The organism is Rhodobacter sp. 24-YEA-8 (assembly GCF_900105075.1).
Taxonomy (GTDB): Bacteria; Pseudomonadota; Alphaproteobacteria; order Rhodobacterales; family Rhodobacteraceae; genus Pseudogemmobacter.
This window is the reverse complement of sequence record NZ_FNSK01000001.1, coordinates 3,191,125-3,210,778: the sequence shown is the minus strand read 5'-3', so window position 1 is coordinate 3,210,778 and position 19,654 is coordinate 3,191,125. Positions and strand designations below refer to the sequence as shown.

Here is a 19,654-nt window from a genome sequence, read left to right as displayed (position 1 = left end):
CTCATAACCTCTGGCGGAACGGCGCGGCAATTCACCGCCGCGTGCAAACCGGATCATCCAGGCAGGAAACTGCCCCGCCAGCGACGGCGCTGCCAGCTGCAGCGCTTCCCCAGATCACGAGCGCATCGCGCGAAATCAGTCTCTGTTCCGCCTGATTAAGGCGGTCCAGCATCCGCGCGAGGTCTCCGCCTGTCTCGCGGCCCAGCCGCGTCCAGAGCCGCAATGCGGAATGCGGGCTCCAGGGCAGCACGGCCTGCGACAGCCAGCGGCGCAGATCGGGCGGCAGGCGGTCAAACCGCTCCATCGGGCGCGGGCGGGCGCGGCCGCGCAGGCTTGTCACCAGGTTTCGCCCCATGGGTCAGACAGCCTCGCGCCGGGCCCAGTCGGGGAAGGGATCGGGCAGATCGGCCCATGCCGCCCCTGCCCGTTCTGTCCCGGCCTCCGGCATCAGCGCCGCATCAAGGCCCGCCCGGATCGCCGCCTCATCCATCCCGGCCCCGATAAAGACCAGTTCCTGCCGGCGATCCCCCCAGGGTTCCGCCCAATGCTGCATCACCTGGTCCAGGCCCTCGGGATGGGTTGGCCAGCGGTCACGCGGCACCGTGGCCCACCAGCGCCCCAACGGCGTGACGCCGGAGATCGCGCCTGCAAGCGAGAATTCCACCGCCCAGTCCGGGCGCGAGGCGATCCAGAAATGCCCCTTGGCGCGGATCACTCCCGGCAGATCGCCATTGAACAGGTCATGGATCTTTTGCGGGTGGAACGGCTGGCGCGCGCGATAGACGAATGAGGAAATGCCATATTCCTCGGTCTCGGGCTGGTGATCCGCAAAACCGTAAAGCTCTTTCGCCCACATCGGATGCAGATGGGCGCGGTCGAAATCAAAAAGCCCGGTATCGAAGATGTCCGAGGGCGAAACGCGCGAGAAATCGGTCTCGATCAGCCGCGCCTCGGGGTTCAGGGCACGGACGATCTTGCGGGCCTGATCAAGACGCACCGGCCCCGCCAGCCCGGCCTTGTTCAGAACGATGACATCGGCAAATTCGATCTGGTCGGTCAGCAGGCTGACCAGATTGCGCGTGTCGTTCTCGCCAAGGCTCTCGCCCCGGTCGGCGAGGAAATCATGGCTTGAGAAATCCACCGTCAGATTGACCGCATCGACCACGGTGACCATCGTATCAAGCCGCGCCAGATCCGAAAGGCTGGCGCCGTCACTGTCGCGAAAGTCAAAGGTCGCGGCGACCGGCAGGGGTTCGGCAATACCGGTCGATTCGATCAGCAGATAGTCGAACCGCCCTTCCCCGGCGAGGCGCCGGACTTCGCTCAGAAGATCATCGCGCAAGGTGCAGCAGATGCATCCATTGGTCATCTCGACCAGCTTTTCCTCGGATCGCGACAGTTCGGCACCGCTGCGCACAAGATCGGCGTCGATATTCACCTCGGACATGTCATTGACGATGACGGCGACGCGGCGACCCTCGCGATTGTTGAGGATATGGTTCAGAAGCGTGGTTTTGCCAGCGCCGAGAAAGCCCGAAAGCACGGTGACAGGCAGGCGCTGATCCCCGGAGCGGGGCAGGTTCGGAAAGGGGCTGGCGGGCATGGCGACCTCAATACGTAATGTTATTACATCTTATATCGAGTAAAACCGAAACCGCAACCGCCTGAAACACCGGGGTGCCGGGGAAATGGGCGACACCGGCTGATTCTGCCCTCTCAAAGGCCATGCTGACCGGGGGAGGGGAATATTCTTCTCCTCCCCGCAGGGCCCGCAAATGGCGCTCGCTTTAACCGGTGGCCTCTTCAGAATGGCCTGAAACGGCTTTCCCGGCCAGATTTGACCCATGCAAACGCCGCCCTGGCAGCCTGTGACAACCCGGAATGAGACCAACATGACCCTTCGCAAACTGACCACCACCCTGACCCTTGCCGGCTTGCTTGCCGGCGTCTCGCTGCCCGCTTTCGCCGAAACGCTGCGGATCGGCTGGCAGCAGATCGTCGAGCCCTCGCGCGTGCCCCAGGCCGACAAAACCTATGAAAGCGCCACCGGCGCCGATGTCGAATGGCACCTGTTCGGAGGCGGCGCCGATGTCATCGCGGCCGTCGCGGCGGGCTCGATTGATATCGGCTATGTCGGCTCGTCGCCGCTGACCGCAGCCGCCTCGCAGGATCTGCCGATCGAGACCATCTATATTGTCGGCAATATCGCCGAAGCCGAGGCGCTGGCCGTCAAGGGGGTCGAGAAACCCGAAGACCTCAAGGGCAAGAAGATCGCCACGCCTTTCGTGTCGACCGCGCATTATTCGCTGCTGACGGCGCTGAAACACTGGGGCATCCCGGCGTCCGAGGTGAACCTTCTGAACCTGCGCCCGCAGGAAATCGCGGCCGCCTGGGAACGCGGTGACATCGACGGCGCCTATATCTGGGATCCGGTGCTGAACCAGATCAAGACCACCGGCGGCACGGTTCTGGCCGACAGCTCTGACGTGGCGGAATGGGGCGGCCCGACCTTTGACGCCTGGATCGTGCGCAAGGACTATGCCGAGGCGCATCCAGAAATCGTCACCGCTTTCGTCAAAGTGACCGGCGAGGCGACCGATGCCTATATCAAAGACCCCGCCGCCTGGGGCGCGGACAGCGACGCGGCGAAAAAGATCGCCGAGCTGACCGGCGCACCTGCGGCTGACGTGCCGGCGCTTTTGAAAGGCTATGTCTTTGCCGGTCTGAAGGACCAGACCTCGGAAGCCTTCCTTGGCGGCGCCACTGCGGCAGCCATCAAAAACACCGCTGCCTTCCTGCAGGAACAGGGCTCTGCGACGGCGAAAGAGGATTACAGCGCCTTCGTGAACAAGGGCTTTGCCGAAGCCGCACTGAAGTAATCTGCGCGCGCGAAAAGCCTCTTCCCGGCGCCTTTCCCGGCGCCGGGCTTTGCCGTTCTGAAAGTCGCATCATGTCTGTTCTCAGCCTGTCGCATATATCCCTGACCTATTCCGGTACCGCGCAGCCGGTACTGAAAGATGTCACCCTCTCGCTGTCGCAGGGTGATTTCATCTCGGTCATCGGGCGGTCGGGATCGGGGAAAACCTCACTGATGAACCTTGCGGCAGGGTTCTTGCAGCCAAGTTCCGGCCAGGTCAGCATCGGCGGCGCCCCTGTCACCGGGCCGGGGCCGGACCGGGCCGTGGTCTTCCAGGATGACGCCCTCTTTCCCTGGCGCACCGTAGTCGAGAATGTCGCGCTGCCCCTGAAACTGGCCGGGGTGGCGCGGGAGGAGCGCGAAGCCACCGCCCGGCGCTGGCTGGCGGCAGTGCATCTGGAAGGCCAGGAAGACAAACATATCTGGCAGCTTTCCGGCGGGCAGCGCCAGCGGGTGGGGATTGCCCGCGCGCTGGCCTCGGGGCCGGATTTTCTGTTGATGGATGAACCCCTTGGCGCGCTTGACGCCATGACCCGCGACCGGATGCATGAGCTGCTGCTTCAGCTTTGGGATCAGAGCCATACCGGCGCTCTGCTGATCACCCATTCGGTCGAAGAGGCGCTGTTTCTTTCAACCTCGGTCGTGGTGCTGGCACCGGATCCGGGCCGGATCAGCTTTCAGGAAAGCTATGATTATGGCCGCCGCTTCATCCGGGGCGAAGATCCGCGCGCGCTGAAATCCGAACCCGGCTTTATCGCCGCCCGCGAACGCCTGCTGGCCGCGATCTATGAGAAAGAGCCCGCCTGATGACCGACAATACCGCAGATACCGCCGCCCTCACCACGCCGCACTCCAGGGGCGAGCAGCCAAAGCTGCGCCTGCCCTGGGGGCTGGTGCTGGGTCTTGCCACAATAGGCGGGCTGGTGCTGATCTGGGCGCTGGCCTCCTGGGCGGGCTGGGCCTCGCCGGTGTTCCTGCCCTCGCCTGCAAAGGTCTGGGCGGCGCTGACCAGGGTGGCCTTTGACGGCTATGCCAATGCCACGCTGCTGGAACATATGGGCGCAAGCCTCTGGCGGGTTTTTGCCGCGCTGTTCTTCACCATGCTGATCGGGGTGCCGGTCGGGCTTCTGATCGCCACGTCAAAGATCGGGCGCGGCATCCTTGATCCGCTGGTAGAATTCATCCGCCCGCTGCCACCGCTGGCCTATCTGCCGCTGATCATCATCTGGTGCGGCATCGGCGAAGGCTCGAAAATCCTTGTGATCGGGATTGCCATGCTGGCGCCCATCGTGATCTCGACCGTCTCGGGCGTCAAAGCCGCGGGCGAGAACCAGATCCGCGCCGCCCGCACCTTTGGCGCCACCCGTGCGCAACTGATCCGCGAAGTGATGCTGCCGGCAGCCCTTCCATCGATCTTTACCGGTATGCGCATCGCGCTTGGCGCGGGCTGGACCACGCTCGTCGCCTCCGAGCTGGTCGCGGCAACACGGGGCCTGGGTTACATGATCCAGTCGGCGGCGCAGTTCCTGGTCACGGATATGGTAATTGCGGGGATCCTCGTGATCTCGGCTCTGGCCACGATCTCCGAAATCCTGCTGCGCTGGATGGAAAGACGCTTCCTGCCCTGGATCGGCAAAAGCTGAGACGGAGAAGGCGATCAGTCGAGCCAGGAAAGCCGCATCGCAAGGCGCGCTTTCGCCCGGCTCAGCGCCGGCTTCAGCCAGTCCGGCAGCGCGGCCCCTGCTCCGCTGCGCGCCAGCTGATCGGATACCAGCGCCTGCCGCTCGTCAGCAGCCAGCGAGGCGATCTGTTCGGGCAGAACCGCAACCCCCAACCGCCCGAGCCGCGCCGCATCGCGCGACCAGATCTCATACCAGACCGGCGACGCCAGCCGGAGCTGGTACCCTGGCGGCAGATTGATCGCCTGATCTCGCGCCCGCCGCGTGGTCAGCCTCAGCGCCAGATCCGCGAGGCTCCGCGCAGGGCCGGAGCGGGGTGAGTGACCGGCATCTCTGGCCGGGCCGGCTGCGTAAGACATGGGTTCACCTGTGGTTTCAGGCGAAATAGTCTCGATTCCGGCAAAGCGCGGCAAGGGAAGGGGCCAGTCAGACTTTGCGCCCCGACAGGATATACTCTCTCTCCGCCGGAGCCGGGAGAGAGGCATTTTCCCACGCCTGCAGGACGATTCGCCCCGCAGACGCAGGGGATCAGCACAAAGCTTCGGCCAGAAGCTTCTGATAATAGGGCAGATGATGCGCCAGATCGCGTTTCATGCGCGGATGCGTCTGGGCGAGAGCGTCGAATTTGGCGCGCGTTTCCCCGGCCTCGGTCGCGCTCAGCGGTCGGATCCCCTTTGACGCGCTGACATCCCCATGCCAGCCGCCGACCTGATCCCAGTCTTTCGGCTTTTCGTCCTGCCAGGTGAAGGCACGTTCGGAAAATGGCAGCCCGACCGCCTGCCAGAACTGCGCCATCGTGCCGCGACTGTCCTCGCGCACGGCCTCGGCCCGAAGCACGACCGGGTTCCGGCCCGCCGCCTTCAGCGCGCTGAAATGACGCCATTGCGCCTCCAGCCCGACCTCGTCGAGGCTGACCTCGGGATCCAGCTTGTAATATGAGGTGATCGAAGCCAGCGGGTCGCGGATCAGGAACGCATTCACCAGATGCGGTGCGAAGGCCTCATCCGCCAGGATATGCGGCATCACATAATAAGACATGTCCTTGAAGAAGACCGGCCCCTTCGCCGCCCGTGCCAGCAGATGGTCGCGGATCGCGGGATAGCTGACCGGGTGATCCTGGCGGACATCGAAATGCGGCATCTGCCGGATCGCGCGATGGACGTAATAATCATACATGAAGGGCTCATGCGCGCAGTCGAGATCGCCGCGCTCGCGCATCACCCGCTCCATCGCCGTCGACATCGACCGCGGATGCGACCACAAAGCGTAGATCCTGTTCATCCGAATCTCCTCTTGCCCTTTTGCGTCATGTTTTGTCCCCGGATTTGCCTTCTGGCGCCCGCAAAAGCCGGTCCGCGACCAGCGCGATAGCGGCGATGATACCCCCCGCGATCAGCCCTGCCCCGGCATCGGCTTTGGACAAGGCGACATAGACCTGCTGCCCCAGCTCGCGCGTGCCCACCAGCGCCGCGATCACCAGCATCGACAGCGCCGCCATGATGGTCTGGTTCAGCCCAAGCCGCACCGAGCCCCGCGCCAGCGGCAGTTTCACCTGCCACAAAAGCTGCCACCTCGTGGCCCCCATCTGCAGGCCTGCCTCGGTCAGATCGGCCCGGGCATTGCGCAGCCCGTGTTCGACATAGCGGATCGGCGGCACCACGGCGTAAAGCACGATGGCGATGAGGGCGGTGAATTCGCCCACCCGGAACAGCATCAGCGCCGGAATCAGAAACACGAATTGCGGCATGGTCTGAAGCGTGTCGCAAACCGGGCGCATCAGGGCCGAGACGCGGTCGCTCTCGGCCGCGATCACGCCCAGCGTGGCGCCGATCGCGAAAGAGATCAGCACCGCCACCGCGCAAAGATAGATGGATTGCATCATCGGCTGCCAGAGGCCCGAGACACCGGCAAGCAACAGCGCCCCTGTCGCAAGCGCGGTGAGCCCTGCGCCCCCGGCCCGAAAAGTTGCACAGGCGGTCAGAAGGAAGACACCGGGCCAGGGAAAGCCCGGCAGCCCGGTCCAGAAGATCAGCGCGGCAAAGGCAAAGGCAATGCCGCGCCCGGGCCGGCGCCATCCAAGGCCAAGCGCGATCCCGGTTGCAACAAGGACATAGGCAAAGATCACCGGCGGGCTCAGCACAAAACCCCAGACCATCGGACTTGCCGATCCGGAGAAACCAAGCCGCATCGGCAGCATCAGGCCGTAAGTGATTGCATCGCGCAGCAGGGCAAAGAAGGGCGCGCTCCAGGCGACGAAATCCAGGAGCCACGCGTCCAGACGCCGCAGCCAGCGCTGCGCCTCTTCACCCGGCAACAGCGCCTCACCAGGCAGCACCACCACCAGCACCAGCGCGACGATCAGCCCGGCCATGAACCAGCCCCCTGACCTGCGCCGGCGCCCGGCAAGCCCCCGCGTGATCCGGTCCAGCAGCACCGCGATCAGCACGATCACCAGCCCTGCGCCCAGCGAGCGTCCCAGTTCGGCGGCGCGCATCGCGGAAAGCACCTCCCAGCCGATATCGTTGAAGCCGCCGATGATCGCGATGATGATCACCATCGACAGGGATGCCATCGTGGTCTGGTTCACCCCCACCATCAGCTGCGGCAAAGCCACCGGCACCCGCGCCTGCCAGAAAAGCTGCCCGGGCCGCGCCCCGGCCATCAGCGCGCTTTCGACAATCGCCGGGGGGACCTCGTCCAGCCCCAGCATGGTATTGCGCACCATCGGCGGGATCGAAAAGATCACACTCGCCGCCAGCCCCGCCGCCGGACCAAAGCCGAACATCAGCAAAAGCGGAATAAGATAGCCAAACGCGGGCCAGGTCTGCATGACATCCAGCAGGAAGGTCAGGCCGGGCCGGACCCTCGGCACAAGATGCCCGAGCGTCCCGAGCGCAAAGCCGATCCCCACCGCCAGCGGCACTGAAATCAACACCAGCGCGAGCGTGTTCATCGCCCTGGGCCAATAGCCCATCAGGACCACTAGCCCAAGCGCCAGGGCCGCAAACACCGCGAGCCCCCGCCCTCCGGCATAAAGGGCCAGCGCGACCAGAGCGAGGACCGTCGCGGGCCAGGGCGCCCAGGCCAGCCCCGCGCGGATCGCGGAAAGCGGAGTCTCGATCATGAAGGACAGCACCCGGCCCAACGGCCGCAAGGTCTCGAACACCGGGGAAATCACGGTATTCAGCGCCTCGGACAGCGGCAGGGTCAGCCCGGCGGGAAAGCCCCGCAGGACAGGCAGATGATGCGCCAGCCCCACCAGCAGAACCGACACCAGAAACAGCCCCGCCCAGATCATCTCTTCCCTGGTGAAATGCGGCATCACCGTTCCCCCGCGCCAGAGGCATCACGGCGCAGCACCGCCAGAACCGCCTCGGCCTCGAGGACCATCCCCGGAGCGCCAGCGACCGCGAACTGCCGCCGTCCCGTGGCAAGATCGGGCAAAAGCGTCTCTAACAAGGCCTCGGACGCGACTGCGGGGCCGTCTGCGGCGCCCGACATTCCACCCGGCGTCATCAGATCGCGCACCCGGATCGCCCGGCTCAACGCCACTTCGGCGGTGAAGCTCGCGACATAGTCATCGGCCGGGGACAGCAGGATTTCGGCCGGCGTGCCGATCTGGATGATCTGCCCGCCCCGCATCAGCGCGATACGGTCGGCAAGCCGGCAGGCCTCCATAATGTCATGCGTGATGAAGATGATGGTCTTTTTCAGCTGGCGTTGCAGCCGCAGGAATTCATCCTGCATCTGCCGCCGGATCAGCGGGTCCAGTGCTGAAAACGGCTCATCAAGGAACCACAGTTCCGGGTCCGGCGCCAGGCTTCGCGCGATGCCGACCCTTTGCTGTTGTCCGCCCGAAAGCTGCGCCGGCAGCGCATCGGCGCGGGCGGCAAGCTCCACCAGCTCCAGCATTTCGCGCGCGCGGGCCTCACGCGGGGCCCGCGCCATACCCTGCAGTTTCAGCGGGAAGGCGACGTTTTCCAGTGCCGTCAGATGCGGCATAAGACCAAAACTCTGGAACACCATTCCCATCTTGCGACGCCGGATTTCGGTCAGCTCGCGCCCCGAGATGCGCGACAGATCCCGCCCTTCGAATTCCAGCACCCCGTATTCGATATCCAGCAAGCGCGAGAGGCAGCGCACCAGCGTCGATTTCCCCGACCCCGAAAGCCCCATGATGACGAAAATCTCGCCTTTGCGGACATCGAATGTGGCATCCGCCACCGCCGGAATATGCCCCTCCTGCCTGAGGCGCGCGACCAGCGCCTCAGGGTCGATCCGGTAGCCGGTGGTGTCAAAATAGTAGCCGGGCCGTGGCCCGAATACCTTCCACAACCCCCGGCAGCTGAGCATGATGCTGTCTGATGCCACGGCGCTCACCACCGCCCCGGCCTCAGTTCAGCGCCTGATCAAGCCAAGGACGCCAGATCGCCTCATTCGCAGTGACCCATTCGGTTGTCACCAGATCCAGAGACTGGCCCTTCTCGTCGATCGCCAGCATCATCTTCTGCTGATCTTCGGTCGTGATCTCAAAGGCTTTCAGGATTTCATAGGCGGCCGGCCATTTCGGCGCAAAGCCCGACCAGACCACCTTGTTGACGTCGGGCGGCATGATGCAATGTTCATTGGACTGGTCCTTGCAGGGCGGCATCTCTATCCAGCCGGTCTCGACCTCGGCGAGGATGAAATGCGGCGCCCAGAACATCATGACGAGCGGTGTCTTCGCGGCTGCCGCTGCGCGGAGCTCTGCCAGCTGCGCCCCTTCCGACCCCGAAGGCACCGCCGTCAGGGGCAGGTTATTGTCCAGGATGATCGTTGCCGCGCGCGACCCCCAATCGGCCGGGTAATCCAGAAACCGCCCATTCGGCAGCGTGTCGGGCGTCGCAAGCAGCGCCACGCATTCCGGGTCATTCAGCGCTTCCCATGACGGCAGGGCCGGGCAAAGCTCCTCCATGAATTTCGGATAGAGCCAGCCCTCATTGGTGGTCAGCCCAAGACTGCCAATATCCTCGACTTTGCCTTCGGCGAGGACTTTCGGGTAAACATCCCCGACATTATTCAGCCATATCTCGACCGAGGCCGCGATATCGCCGTCCGCAAGCCCCTGGAAATGCGGGTAATTTCCGGCGGTCACGTAATCGACCTTATAGCCCGCCTTTTCCAGCACCTTGCCGGCGATCTGCGCGGAAATCTGCGCGCCCGTCCATTCCAGCATGGCGAGCTTTATCGGCTCATCGACCGCGCCGGGGTCAGCGGCCAGCGCCGGCCCACCGGCCATGGCGGCCAATGCGAGAAGTGACACAGCGGCATTCATGCTCTTCTTTGTCATTATAATCTCCCTGTCGGTTGTCTGGTGTGTTTTGCCCACCGGAAACGCTCACCAGAGCGCGCCGCCGGTGATCTTCACCTCCTCCATAGTGATGCCTTTGGCGGCATCGGTGATCAGAAAAGCCACAAGCTCCGCGACTTCGCCGGGCTGGATGATGCGGCCCTGCGGGTTTTCAGCAGCAATCGCTGCGCGGGCCTCTTCGACGCTCCGGCCCAGGCCCTCACGGGCCACGACCTGCGCCAGATCAGAGGCCATCATCGGGGTATCGACCCAGGTCGGGCTGACCATCACACAGGTCACGCCATGCGAAGCCCCCTCCAGCGCGACACAGCGCGTCAGCCCCAGAAGCCCGGCTTTCGAAGCGCAATAGGCCGGATTGTCCTTCCAGCCTATGGTGGCGGCGGTGGACCCGATATTGACGATCCGCCCCCAGCGCCGCGCCTTCATCCCCGGCAGACAGGCCCGGATCATCCGGAAGGCGCCGGTCAGATTGGTGTCGATGATGGATTGCCAGAGCGCATCGCCATGCCCTTCGACCGGCTGTTCGGCGGTGATCCCGGCGGCGTTGATCAGCACATCCGCCGGGCCGAAACGCTCGGTCGTGCGCTCGCAAAACCCGGCAACCGAACCCGGATCGGTGAGGTCGAGCATATCCGCCCGAACCTCGCCGCCGCCGGCAATCGCCGCCCCGGTCAGTGCGCCAAAAGCATCCAGCCGCGCCCGGCTTTCCAGATCACGCGCACCGACCACGACGCGGTAGCCGCGCGCCGCAAGATCCAGCGCCACAGCATGGCCGATGCCGGAAAGGCCGCCGGTGACGATGGCAACCGCGCGCGGCACCGGGGGGCTCATGTCGCCCCGCTCCGCAGCCGGAGATTGTCCGGGTCGAAAGGCGGACGATCAAGGATCCGCACCTTGCGCCGGGTGCCGAGAATTTCAACCTCCAGCCCATCCCGCACATTCCGGTCGCGCAGATAGGCCAGCGCCAGAACCTTGCCGGTCCGATGCCCGGTCGCGGCCGAGGTCACGATGCCGACCGGGGCCGCGCCCTGCCAGAGAGAATGCGCGTAATAGGGCTCGCTTTCGCCGGGGTCGATTTCCAGGAGCACCATCTCCCACCGCGCAGGGTCGGCCATACGGGCCAGAAGCGCCTCGCGGCCGGGGAAATCGTGATCGGGTTTCACAAGGAACCCCATTCCGGTTTCGGCGGGTGTGCGTTCGGTGGTGAAATCGGCACCCCAGGCGGGATAGCCCTTTTCCAGCCGCATCGCATTCATCGCATAAGACCCGAAACAGCCGATCCCCTCGGGCTGGCCTGCGGCTTCCAGCGCAAGGAACAGCTCTGCCGCGCGGGCGGCGGGGACATGCAGCTCCCACCCCGCCTCACCGATATAGGAAAGCCGCAACGCGCGGACCGGGATCCCCGCGACCGTCATCTCACGCACCGACATCCAGGCGCCGAAGGGGTCAGAGGTCAGCCGCCCGAGGATCGCGGGCGCCGCCGGCCCCATCAGACCGATCACCGCAAAATCGTCACTGACCCGGCTGATTTCCACATCAGATCCGGGCGCCCGGGCACGCAGAAGATCATCATCGCGCATCTCTGCCGCCGCGGCCGAAGTCAGGTAGAAATGATCCTCCGCAAGACAGGCGACCGTGAATTCCGACTCGGTGCCGCCCGCCGGGCTCAGCGCATAGGTCAGCCCCACCCGCCCGGGCTTCGGTGCCATATTGCAGCCAAGCGCATCGACAAAGGCCCGCGCCCCCGGCCCTTTCACCTCGAATTTCGAGAAGACCGACATATCGGCAAGGCCTGCGCGCTCTGTCACCATCCGGCATTCCTGCGCCACGGCATCGAACCAGTCGGGCCGCCCGAAGGTAAGCCGCGCCGGCGCGCCGAACCAGTTCGGGCGTTCCCATCCATAAGCCGCGCCCATCTGCGCGCCGCGCGCCAGCATCAGATCGTAAAGCGGCGTCAGGCGTTTGCCGCGTGCGGCGGGGCGTTCCTCATGCGGGTAATGCACCCCGAATTGCAGGCCGAAACACTCAACCGCCTTTGCCACCCGGTAATCGCGATCCGCCCAGGGGCCAAAGCGGCGGCTGTCCACCGCCAGCGCATCCATCGGCGGCGCGCCATGGGTCATCCAATGCGCCAGGAACCAGCCGGAGCCGCCGCCCTCCATCACCCCCATCGAAGACCCGGTCAGAAGCCAGGCGTTTTCAAGACCCCAGGCCGGCCCGATCAGCGGATTGGCATCGGGAGTAAAAGTGATCGGGCCATTGACCACCGATTTCACGCCGCCGGTTTCCAGCGCCGGGATCCGCGCCATTGCCGCCATCAGGATATGTTCAACCCGGTCAAGATCCGGCTCCATCAGTTCGGCACCGAATTCGGGCGGCACGCCGTCAACCGACCAGACCTGCGCCTCTTTCTCATAGGGGCCAAGGATCAGCGCATCACGCTCCTGGCGGACATACCAGCTTTCCTCGGGGTCGCGGATCATCGGCAGTTCCGGCAGCCCCGCTTTGATCCGGTCGGCCACCGCCGGGACAGTATCGGTCACCAGATACTGATGCAGCACCGGGACGGAGGGCACATTCGCCCCCATCATCCGCCCGATCTCGAACCCCCAGGTGCCCGCGGCATTGACGATATGCTGCGCCCGGATCAGACCCTGCTTTGTCTCGACCGCCCAGACACCGTTTTCGCGCCGGATCGAAAGCACCGGATTGCGCCGCAAGATCACAGCGCCGCGCGCACGGGCGACCTTCGCCATCGCATTGGTCGCAAGCGTCGGGTCGACATGTCCGTCATCGGGCTCATAAATTCCGCCGATGATCCCTTCGGTCCGCGCGAGCGGATGCAGCGCCGCCACCTCTTCGGGCGAGTGCAAAAGCCTGAGCTCATAGCCGGTGAATTTCGACAGGCCCGCGACATGGGCAAATTCCGCCATCCGCTCGGGGTTCGAAGTGATCCGCATCGCGCCCGACGGGTGAAAGCCGCAGCTTTCGCCGGTCTCGGCGGGCAGAATATCGCGGTAAAGCCTGACGCTGGTGGCGCGCAGCTCCTGGATGGTCGGGTTATGCGCGAAATGGGTGCAAAGCCCGGCCGCATGCCAGGTGGACCCATGGGTGAGGTCGTTTTTCTCGGTCAGGATCACATCGGTCCAGCCCGATTTCATCAGGTGATACATCAGCGAAACGCCCATGGCGCCGCCGCCGATGATCAGAACCTGTGCGTCGCGCGTCATGCCTTCATCCTCTCGCCCGAGGGGTCGAATGGCGGCCGGCTCAGCGCCAGTGCCGCATAATGTTTCTCTGCGATTTCAATGGTAAACTGCCGTGTGGCCGTGGCCTGCGGGGTCTCGCCCGGCGCAATTTCGATAAGGCCAAGCGCCAGGGTCCTGCCTGTCCGCGCGCCCCGCGCGCCCGAAGTGGTCAGCCCGACCACCCGGCCCGAATCCCAGATCGGTTCGTCATGCAGGACCAAAGGGTGATCGGGCAGATCGAACAGCACGAGGCGGCGCCGGAGACCCTCTTTGCGCTGCGCCTCAAGCGCCGCTTTACCGATGAAATCCTTCGACCAGTCAATGGTAAAGCCAAGCCCCGCCTCAAGCGCTGAAATGTCCTGGCCCAGATCATGGCCCATATGGCGAAACCCCTTCTCGATCCGACAGGCATCCAGCGCGTGATGGCCCATCGGCGCCGCCCCCGCTGCGCGCAGCGCCCGGAACACCGCCGGGGCGGCGGCGTTGGGGATGTAAAGCTCCCAGCCGAGTTCGCCGACAAAGCTGACCCGCTGCGCCAGGCAGGACCGGCCCGCGATCACCACCTCGCGTGCGGTCGAAAAGGCGAAATCCTGCCAGTCATCCGGCGACAGCCCGGCCAGCAGCGCCCGCGACCCCGCGCCCATCACGCCGATCACGGATTCGGATTCCGTCGCATCGGTTATCGCGACATCAAACCCGTGCGCCCGGCGCCGGAGCCAGGCCATATCCCGCCAGCGCGTCGCCGCACCGGACACCAGGCGGAAGTGATCCGCAGCCCGGCGCACCGTCACATCGCCCTCGATCCCGCCCTGCGCGTTCAGAAGCAGCGTATAGGTCGCACGGCCAGGCGCCACATCCATATTGGCGGTGGTGATCTGTTGCAGGAAGGGCAGCGCATCGGGCCCGGCAATGTCGAATTTCCCGAAAGGCGTAAGATCGAGCAGCACCACCCCCGTCGCCATCTGTGCCGCCTCGCGGACCGCAATCGGATACCAGGGCTGCGCGCCGGTCGACAGCGGCAGGGATTGTTCCGACGGGGTTTGCGCATACCACAGACCGCGCTCCCACCCGGCGGTAAGGCCGAAGACCGCACCCGCAGCCTGCCATTCATCATGCAGCGCCGATTTGCGCAAACCGCGCCCGGCTTTCGGCTGTTTGAACGGCCAATGCAGCGCGAAAGCATCGGCCACGGCTTCTTGCATCCGGGTCTCGACATGCGCGGCCGCGGCCGCCAGCGGATCGGCGCGGGCGATATCGGTCTCCCAGAGATCCATCGGAGCATGGCCGGCCAGCATCCAGTCGGCCAGCACCCGACCTACCCCGGCCGATGACATCACGCCCACCGAATTCATCCCCGCCGCAACGTAAAGCCCGTCGACCGTGGGCGCTTCACCCAGAAGCATCCTGGTGTCGGTGGTGAAACTTTCGGGGCCGTTCATGAAATGCTGGATGCCGACATCGGCAAGGCCCGGGATCAGCGCAAGGGCCGCCTCCATAAAGGGGGTAAACTGCTCCCAGTCCTCGGGCAGTTCCAGAAACGGCCGGTCGCCCGAAGGGCCGAACGCATCCCAGCATTTGGCATCGGGCTCGAAGCCACCGATCACCAGCTTGCCGGCATCGCCCTTGATATAGATGCCGCGATCAAGGTCGCGCAGCACCGGAAAAGGATGCGGCATCAAGGGCATGGCTTCGGTCACGACATACATATGCTCAACCGCCTGCAAGGGCAGCGCGACGCCCAGCGGATCGGCCAGCCGCTTTGACCAGGCGCCGGCGCATAGCGCGACCTGATCGGCCTCTATCACCTCGCCATCTGCCAGCAACACGCCGGTCACGCGGCTGCCTTCGGTCAGGATCCGGTCAACCCGCGCGCCCTCGCGGATCTGCGCACCCTGGGCTTTTGCCAGCCGCGCATAGGCCATGCACAGATCGACCGGGTTCACATTGGCGTCTTCCTCGACCGCCATCGCGCCGATCACGCCGGTCAGATCGAGCCCCCGCACATTAACGTCTTCAGGCCCGGTAAGTGTCGGGTGCAGCCCGAAATGCCGGCCAAGCGCCGCAATCCGGTGCAATTCATCCATCCGCGCCGGATCGCGCGCCAGCCAATAGCCGCCGGTGCGACGATAGCCGGTCGAAAGCCCGCTTTCTGCCTCAAGCTTTGGAAAAAGCTCGCCCGCATACATCGCGAGCCGGGTCGCATTGGGGGTCGCGCGCAGCGGCCCGACGATCCCGGCCGCATGCCAGCTGGTGCCCGAGGTCAGGCTGCCACGCTCCAGCAGCGTGACCGAAGCAGCAGCGGTCTTTGTCAGATGATATGCGAGGCTGAGCCCCACCGCACCGCCGCCGATAATCACGATCTTCCGCATTCCAGGCGCCCCGTCTCTTCTGGCAAAATCAGACAGAGGCAGCGGCTTTCGCGCAAGGATGGACAGGCATCATTAGGGATACTAATTCTTATCAGAACAACAACCCGGTTAAGATCATGCGCGAACGCGGCAAAGACGAACCTGATATCAACCTGTTCCGCGCCATCGAGGTTTTCATGGCGGTGGCCGAGATGCGGCAGGTGACGGCGGCGGCCTCGGCCCTGCGGATCACACAATCGGCCGCCTCGCAGCATCTGAAGAACCTGGAGCTGATCTTTGGCATGGCACTGTTCGACCGCTCGACCCGGCCGATTGCCCTGACCTATGCCGGCGAAACGCTGCAGCGGCATGGCTTTCGGCTCCTGAACCAAATCGACGATCTGAAGCGCGACATGCAGCATCTGGGCGCCTCTTCGCTGCCGGCGCTCAGGGTCGGGCTGCTGGCCTCGACCGCGACCACGCTGACGCCGGGGCTTTATGATCTGGTCAATAATGCGATGAAAGTGCCCGAGCTGATCCTGTCGGCAGGCCTCGCCACCGACCATTTCGCGGCACTGAATGACCGGCGGATCGATATGGCGGTCACCTCTGAACGGCTGCAGGACGGGCCGGGATTCAGCTTTATCCCGATCCTGGATGAGCCGTTTTATCTTATTCTGCCAGATAGTTACACAGGACCCGCTGACGACATTCACGCCATTTCCCGCAAGCTTTCCCTCGCACGTTTTGGCACAACCACCCCGGTCGGGCGCCGCACCGACCAGCATCTGCAACGCTGCCGCCTTGATCTGCCCCGCGCGATCGAGGCCGACCGCACCGCGATGGTGATGGCCGGCGTCATCACCGGCAAATGTTTCGCGATCCTGTCACCGACGCTTCTGATCGACGGTGTCGCCGAAGGGATGCGTCTCAGGATCGAGCCGCTGCCCTTCGCGCCGCTCAAACGCACCATCCGCCTGGTGTCGCGTCGTGATGATCTTGGCACGATACCGCTGCGCATCGCGCTGGAAAGCCAGAAGATCCTGAAACGTGCCTTCGATCGTCATTTCCCCGCAATCTCCGGCCAGGTGAGTTACCACGAGATCGCTAATCCGTCTTATTAGGATTACCGATAGTATAAGTTTAACCTTTGCAGAGCTTCGCGCCCCGCTATCGTCGGCCCGGCAACACGCCGATGGAGACCGGGATGCAGGAGAGGCGGGGCCGCAGTGCCCGGATGCAGGAGAGAAGCGCGAGGAACAAGGTCTCGTCGCCCTATGTGCTGCGCCGCATCGGCATTGTCAGTCTGATCGACGACGAATCCGTCGCCATCATCGAGAGAAATGCAGACCGCATCCTCGACGAGATTGGCATGGAATTCCGCGGCGATGCCGAGGTGCTGGAGATCTTCCGCAAGGCCGGTGCGCGGGTCGATGGCGAAAGGGTGCGCTTTGATCCCGGCTGGTGCCGCGACAAGATCAAAACCGCGCCCAAGGTCTTTACCCAACATGCCCGCAACCCGGGCCGATCCGTCCAGATCGGCGGCGAGGCGCAGCTTTTCGCGCCCAGTTTCGGCCCTCCTTTCGTGCATGACATGGAAAAGGGGCGCCGCTATGCGACGATCCACGACTTCCGTGAGATAACCAAGCTGCATTACAGCCTGAACGCCGTGAACCATTCCGGCGGCGTGGTGGTCGAACCGGTCGATCTGCCGGTTCCTGTGCGCCATCTGCATATGGCCCATACCCATCTGACCCATTCTGACAAACCCTTCATGGGGGCCGTCACCGCGCCCGAACGCGCCCGTGACACGATTGAAATGGCAAAGCTCGCCATGGGGGCAGAGTTCGTCGACGCGAATTGCGTGCTTTATTCCGTGGTCAATACCAATGCGCCGCTGGTGCTGGATGAGACCATGCTCTGGGCGCTGAAGGAATATGCCAGGGCCGGGCAGGCCACGGTCGTTTCGCCCTTCGTGCTGGGCGGCGCGATGTCGCCGGTGACGGTCGCGGCCACACTCGCGCAGGTGTTGGCCGAGGTCATGGCGAGTGTGGCGCTGATCCAGTTGATCCGGCCCGGCGCGCCTTCGGTTTTTGGCACGTTTTTCTCACCGCTGAGCCTGCGCACCGGTGCCCCCACCTTTGGCACGCCCGAAGGCACCCAGTTCCAGATGTGCGCGAAGACGCTGGCGGATCGCCTTGGCCTGCCCTTCCATTCGGTCGGCGCGCTGACCGCGTCGAAAGTGCCCGATGCCCAGGCCGGGTATGAGTCACAGGCCCAGCTGATGGGCGCCGTGATGGCGGGCGTGAATTTCATTATCCATGCCACGGGCTGCCTCGAAGGCTTGCTCACCACCGGTTACGAGAAGATCGTGATGGATGCCGACCGCTGCGCCGCCATGGCGCGTTTCACGCAAGGCATTGATTTTTCAGAAGCCGCCCAGGCGATGGAGGCCTTTCACGAAATCGGCCCTGGCGGCCATTTCCTCGGCGCAGCCCATACCCGCGAAAACTTTGAATCCGCCTTCTGGCTGGGCGAGATGTCGGACAACGGCACTTACGAGCAATGGACGGCGGAAGGCGGGCTCTGGCAGCAGGACCGCGCATCGGACCGCGTCAGACAAATCCTGCGCGATTACGAGGCGCCCGCGATGGACGAAAGCATCCGCGAAGCGCTCGACGATTTCGTCGCGCGCCGCACATATGAGATCACCGGAGAGATGGCATGACGCTTCACACCAGCTGGAACCTCGAGGAAACCGCCGTCCGCCGCGACCGCTATTATTCGGCCGCTTTGCGCAAATTCGTCCCCTTCCGCGAGCCGATGGTGTTTCGCCGGGGCGAGATGCAATATCTCTGGGACGAGGCGGGCCGCCGCTATACCGACCTTCTGGGGATGAATGTCTGCATCTCGGTCGGTCATTCGCATCCCGAAGTGGTCAAAGCCGCGATGGATCAGGCGGCAGAGCTGACCCATTGCACCACGATGTTCTACCATCCGGTGCCCGCGCATTTCGCTGAGGAACTGGCGTCCACCATGCCGAAAGGCGAAAAGGGCGATATCGAATGGGTGGTGCATTTCACCAATTCCGGGTCCGAGGCCATTGACCTCGCGATGGCGATGGCGCGGGGATATACCGGCAATCTCGATCTGATCGCGCTCAGGACCGCCTATCACGGCCCGACCTCTGCCGCACAATCGGTGACCGGGATCGCCGGCTGGCGGCATCCGGGTATGCCCGGGAATGTCGCCTTTGTGGCCGAGCCGAACCAGTATCGCGGCATTTTCGGCGAGAATGCCGGCGCCGCCCCCTATCTTGATGAGATCGACCACGTGATCCAGTCCTCGACCACCGGCCGGGTCGCCGGGATACTGGTCGAAAGCGTCCAGGGCTATGGCGGCATCATCGAAATGCCGCCGGGCTATATGTCCGGCGCGGCCGAACGCATCCGCGCGGCGGGCGGGCTCTATATCGCGGATGAGGTGCAATCGGGCTTTGGCCGCACCGGCGATCATTTCTGGGGGTTCGAGGCCGACGGCGTCATCCCCGATATCGTCGTCATGGCCAAGGGCATCTCGAATGGCTTCCCGCTGGGCGCGGTGGTGGTGCGGCGTGAGATCGCCGAGCCGATGGGCGAGAGGTTCATGTTCCACACCTATGGCTCAAACCCGACCTCCTGCGCCGCCGGGCGCGCGGTGCTCGAAATCCTGAAACGCGACCGGATGCAGGAGAATGCAAAAGAAGTCGGCGCCGCGCTGCTCTCGCGCCTGCGCGAGCTGCGGCAGAAATATCCGGTTATCGGCGATGTGCGCGGTCGCGGCCTGATGCTGGCAATCGAAATGGTCTCGGACAGGGCGAAAAAGACCCCAGACGCCGAAACCACCGGCGCGGTGTTTGAAGCCTGCCGCGAAGCCGGGCTGATCCTGTCGAAATCGGGGCCGCACCGGTCGACTTTGCGGATGGTGCCGCCTTTGTGCCTGACACTCAAAGATGTCGATCAGGTCGCCGAGGGGCTGGACCGCGCCTTTGACCGCGCCAGACGGGGCTGACCATCATCTCGGGAAATTTTCTCTGTCACAGGGCCAGATCCCGGGTCGAACAGAACAGATAT

Annotated in this window: 16 protein-coding genes; 6 read left to right on the top strand and 10 right to left on the bottom strand. The window is 64.3% G+C overall.

Going from position 1 to position 19,654, the window contains the following annotated elements; genetic code table 11:
* Nucleotides 1-31 precede the first annotated feature (31 nt).
* Nucleotides 32-355, bottom strand: a complete 324-nt coding sequence (locus tag BLW25_RS15475) for a DUF6525 family protein (protein ID WP_253188502.1) — start codon at nt 353-355, stop codon at nt 32-34.
* A gap of 3 nt (nt 356-358) precedes the next feature.
* Nucleotides 359-1,603 carry a GTP-binding protein gene (locus BLW25_RS15470; RefSeq protein WP_092900620.1) on the bottom strand — a complete coding sequence of 415 codons (1,245 nt, stop codon included), beginning with the start codon at nt 1,601-1,603 and terminating at the stop codon, nt 359-361.
* A gap of 289 nt (nt 1,604-1,892) precedes the next feature.
* Between BLW25_RS15470 and tauA the strand changes: the two genes are divergently transcribed.
* The 3 genes from tauA to BLW25_RS15455 all read left to right on the top strand — a co-directional run bounded on the left by tauA (nt 1,893) and on the right by BLW25_RS15455 (nt 4,560).
* Nucleotides 1,893-2,879, top strand: coding sequence for a taurine ABC transporter substrate-binding protein (gene tauA, locus BLW25_RS15465; protein WP_092902165.1), 987 nt, complete (start codon nt 1,893-1,895; stop codon nt 2,877-2,879).
* Between the two features lie 71 nt (nt 2,880-2,950).
* On the top strand, nt 2,951-3,724 hold the full coding sequence (locus tag BLW25_RS15460; RefSeq protein ID WP_092900617.1) for a taurine ABC transporter ATP-binding protein: 774 nt from the start codon (nt 2,951-2,953) through the stop codon (nt 3,722-3,724).
* The gene (locus tag BLW25_RS15455) at nt 3,724-4,560 is read left to right on the top strand and encodes an ABC transporter permease subunit (protein ID WP_092900614.1); all 837 of its coding nucleotides are present in this window, start codon (nt 3,724-3,726) and stop codon (nt 4,558-4,560) included. The genes BLW25_RS15460 and BLW25_RS15455 overlap by 1 nt, the downstream gene beginning before the upstream one ends.
* Nucleotides 4,561-4,574: 14 nt before the next feature.
* Here the strand turns inward: BLW25_RS15455 and BLW25_RS15450 are convergent, their stop codons facing one another.
* The 8 genes from BLW25_RS15450 to BLW25_RS15415 form a co-directional block, all read right to left on the bottom strand.
* Nucleotides 4,575-4,955 carry a hypothetical protein gene (locus BLW25_RS15450; RefSeq protein ID WP_092900611.1) on the bottom strand — a complete coding sequence of 127 codons (381 nt, stop codon included), beginning with the start codon at nt 4,953-4,955 and terminating at the stop codon, nt 4,575-4,577.
* Nucleotides 4,956-5,124: 169 nt separating this feature from the next.
* Nucleotides 5,125-5,877, bottom strand: coding sequence for a sulfotransferase-like domain-containing protein (locus tag BLW25_RS15445; protein ID WP_092900608.1), 753 nt, complete (start codon nt 5,875-5,877; stop codon nt 5,125-5,127).
* 25 nt (nt 5,878-5,902) lie between these two features.
* On the bottom strand, nt 5,903-7,918 hold the full coding sequence (locus tag BLW25_RS15440; RefSeq protein WP_092900605.1) for an ABC transporter permease: 2,016 nt from the start codon (nt 7,916-7,918) through the stop codon (nt 5,903-5,905).
* On the bottom strand, nt 7,918-8,967 hold the full coding sequence (locus tag BLW25_RS15435; RefSeq protein ID WP_253188494.1) for an ATP-binding cassette domain-containing protein: 1,050 nt from the start codon (nt 8,965-8,967) through the stop codon (nt 7,918-7,920). The genes BLW25_RS15440 and BLW25_RS15435 overlap by 1 nt, the downstream gene beginning before the upstream one ends.
* A gap of 22 nt (nt 8,968-8,989) precedes the next feature.
* Entirely contained in the window at nt 8,990-9,925 is a 936-nt protein-coding gene (locus BLW25_RS15430; protein WP_253188487.1) for an ABC transporter substrate-binding protein, read from the bottom strand.
* Nucleotides 9,926-9,973: 48 nt separating this feature from the next.
* Nucleotides 9,974-10,777, bottom strand: a complete 804-nt coding sequence (locus tag BLW25_RS15425; protein ID WP_092900602.1) for an SDR family NAD(P)-dependent oxidoreductase — start codon at nt 10,775-10,777, stop codon at nt 9,974-9,976.
* Nucleotides 10,774-13,176 carry a GcvT family protein gene (locus BLW25_RS15420; RefSeq protein WP_092900599.1) on the bottom strand — a complete coding sequence of 801 codons (2,403 nt, stop codon included), beginning with the start codon at nt 13,174-13,176 and terminating at the stop codon, nt 10,774-10,776. The genes BLW25_RS15425 and BLW25_RS15420 overlap by 4 nt, the downstream gene beginning before the upstream one ends.
* Nucleotides 13,173-15,563 (bottom strand): FAD-dependent oxidoreductase, encoded by a 2,391-nt coding sequence (locus BLW25_RS15415; protein ID WP_092900597.1) that lies wholly within the window; start codon nt 15,561-15,563, stop codon nt 13,173-13,175. Before BLW25_RS15415 ends, BLW25_RS15420 begins: the two co-directional genes overlap by 4 nt.
* A gap of 116 nt (nt 15,564-15,679) precedes the next feature.
* On the opposite strand from BLW25_RS15415, the gene BLW25_RS15410 reads away from it, so the two are divergent.
* The 3 genes from BLW25_RS15410 (at nt 15,680) to BLW25_RS15400 (ending at nt 19,592) form a co-directional block, all read left to right on the top strand.
* Nucleotides 15,680-16,666 (top strand): LysR family transcriptional regulator, encoded by a 987-nt coding sequence (locus BLW25_RS15410; RefSeq protein WP_092900595.1) that lies wholly within the window; start codon nt 15,680-15,682, stop codon nt 16,664-16,666.
* An 83-nt stretch (nt 16,667-16,749) separates the two neighbouring features.
* Nucleotides 16,750-18,270, top strand: coding sequence for a trimethylamine methyltransferase family protein (locus BLW25_RS15405; protein ID WP_253188485.1), 1,521 nt, complete (start codon nt 16,750-16,752; stop codon nt 18,268-18,270).
* The gene (locus BLW25_RS15400) at nt 18,267-19,592 is read left to right on the top strand and encodes an aspartate aminotransferase family protein (RefSeq protein WP_092900591.1); all 1,326 of its coding nucleotides are present in this window, start codon (nt 18,267-18,269) and stop codon (nt 19,590-19,592) included. The genes BLW25_RS15405 and BLW25_RS15400 overlap by 4 nt, the downstream gene beginning before the upstream one ends.
* Nucleotides 19,593-19,654 lie beyond the last annotated feature (62 nt).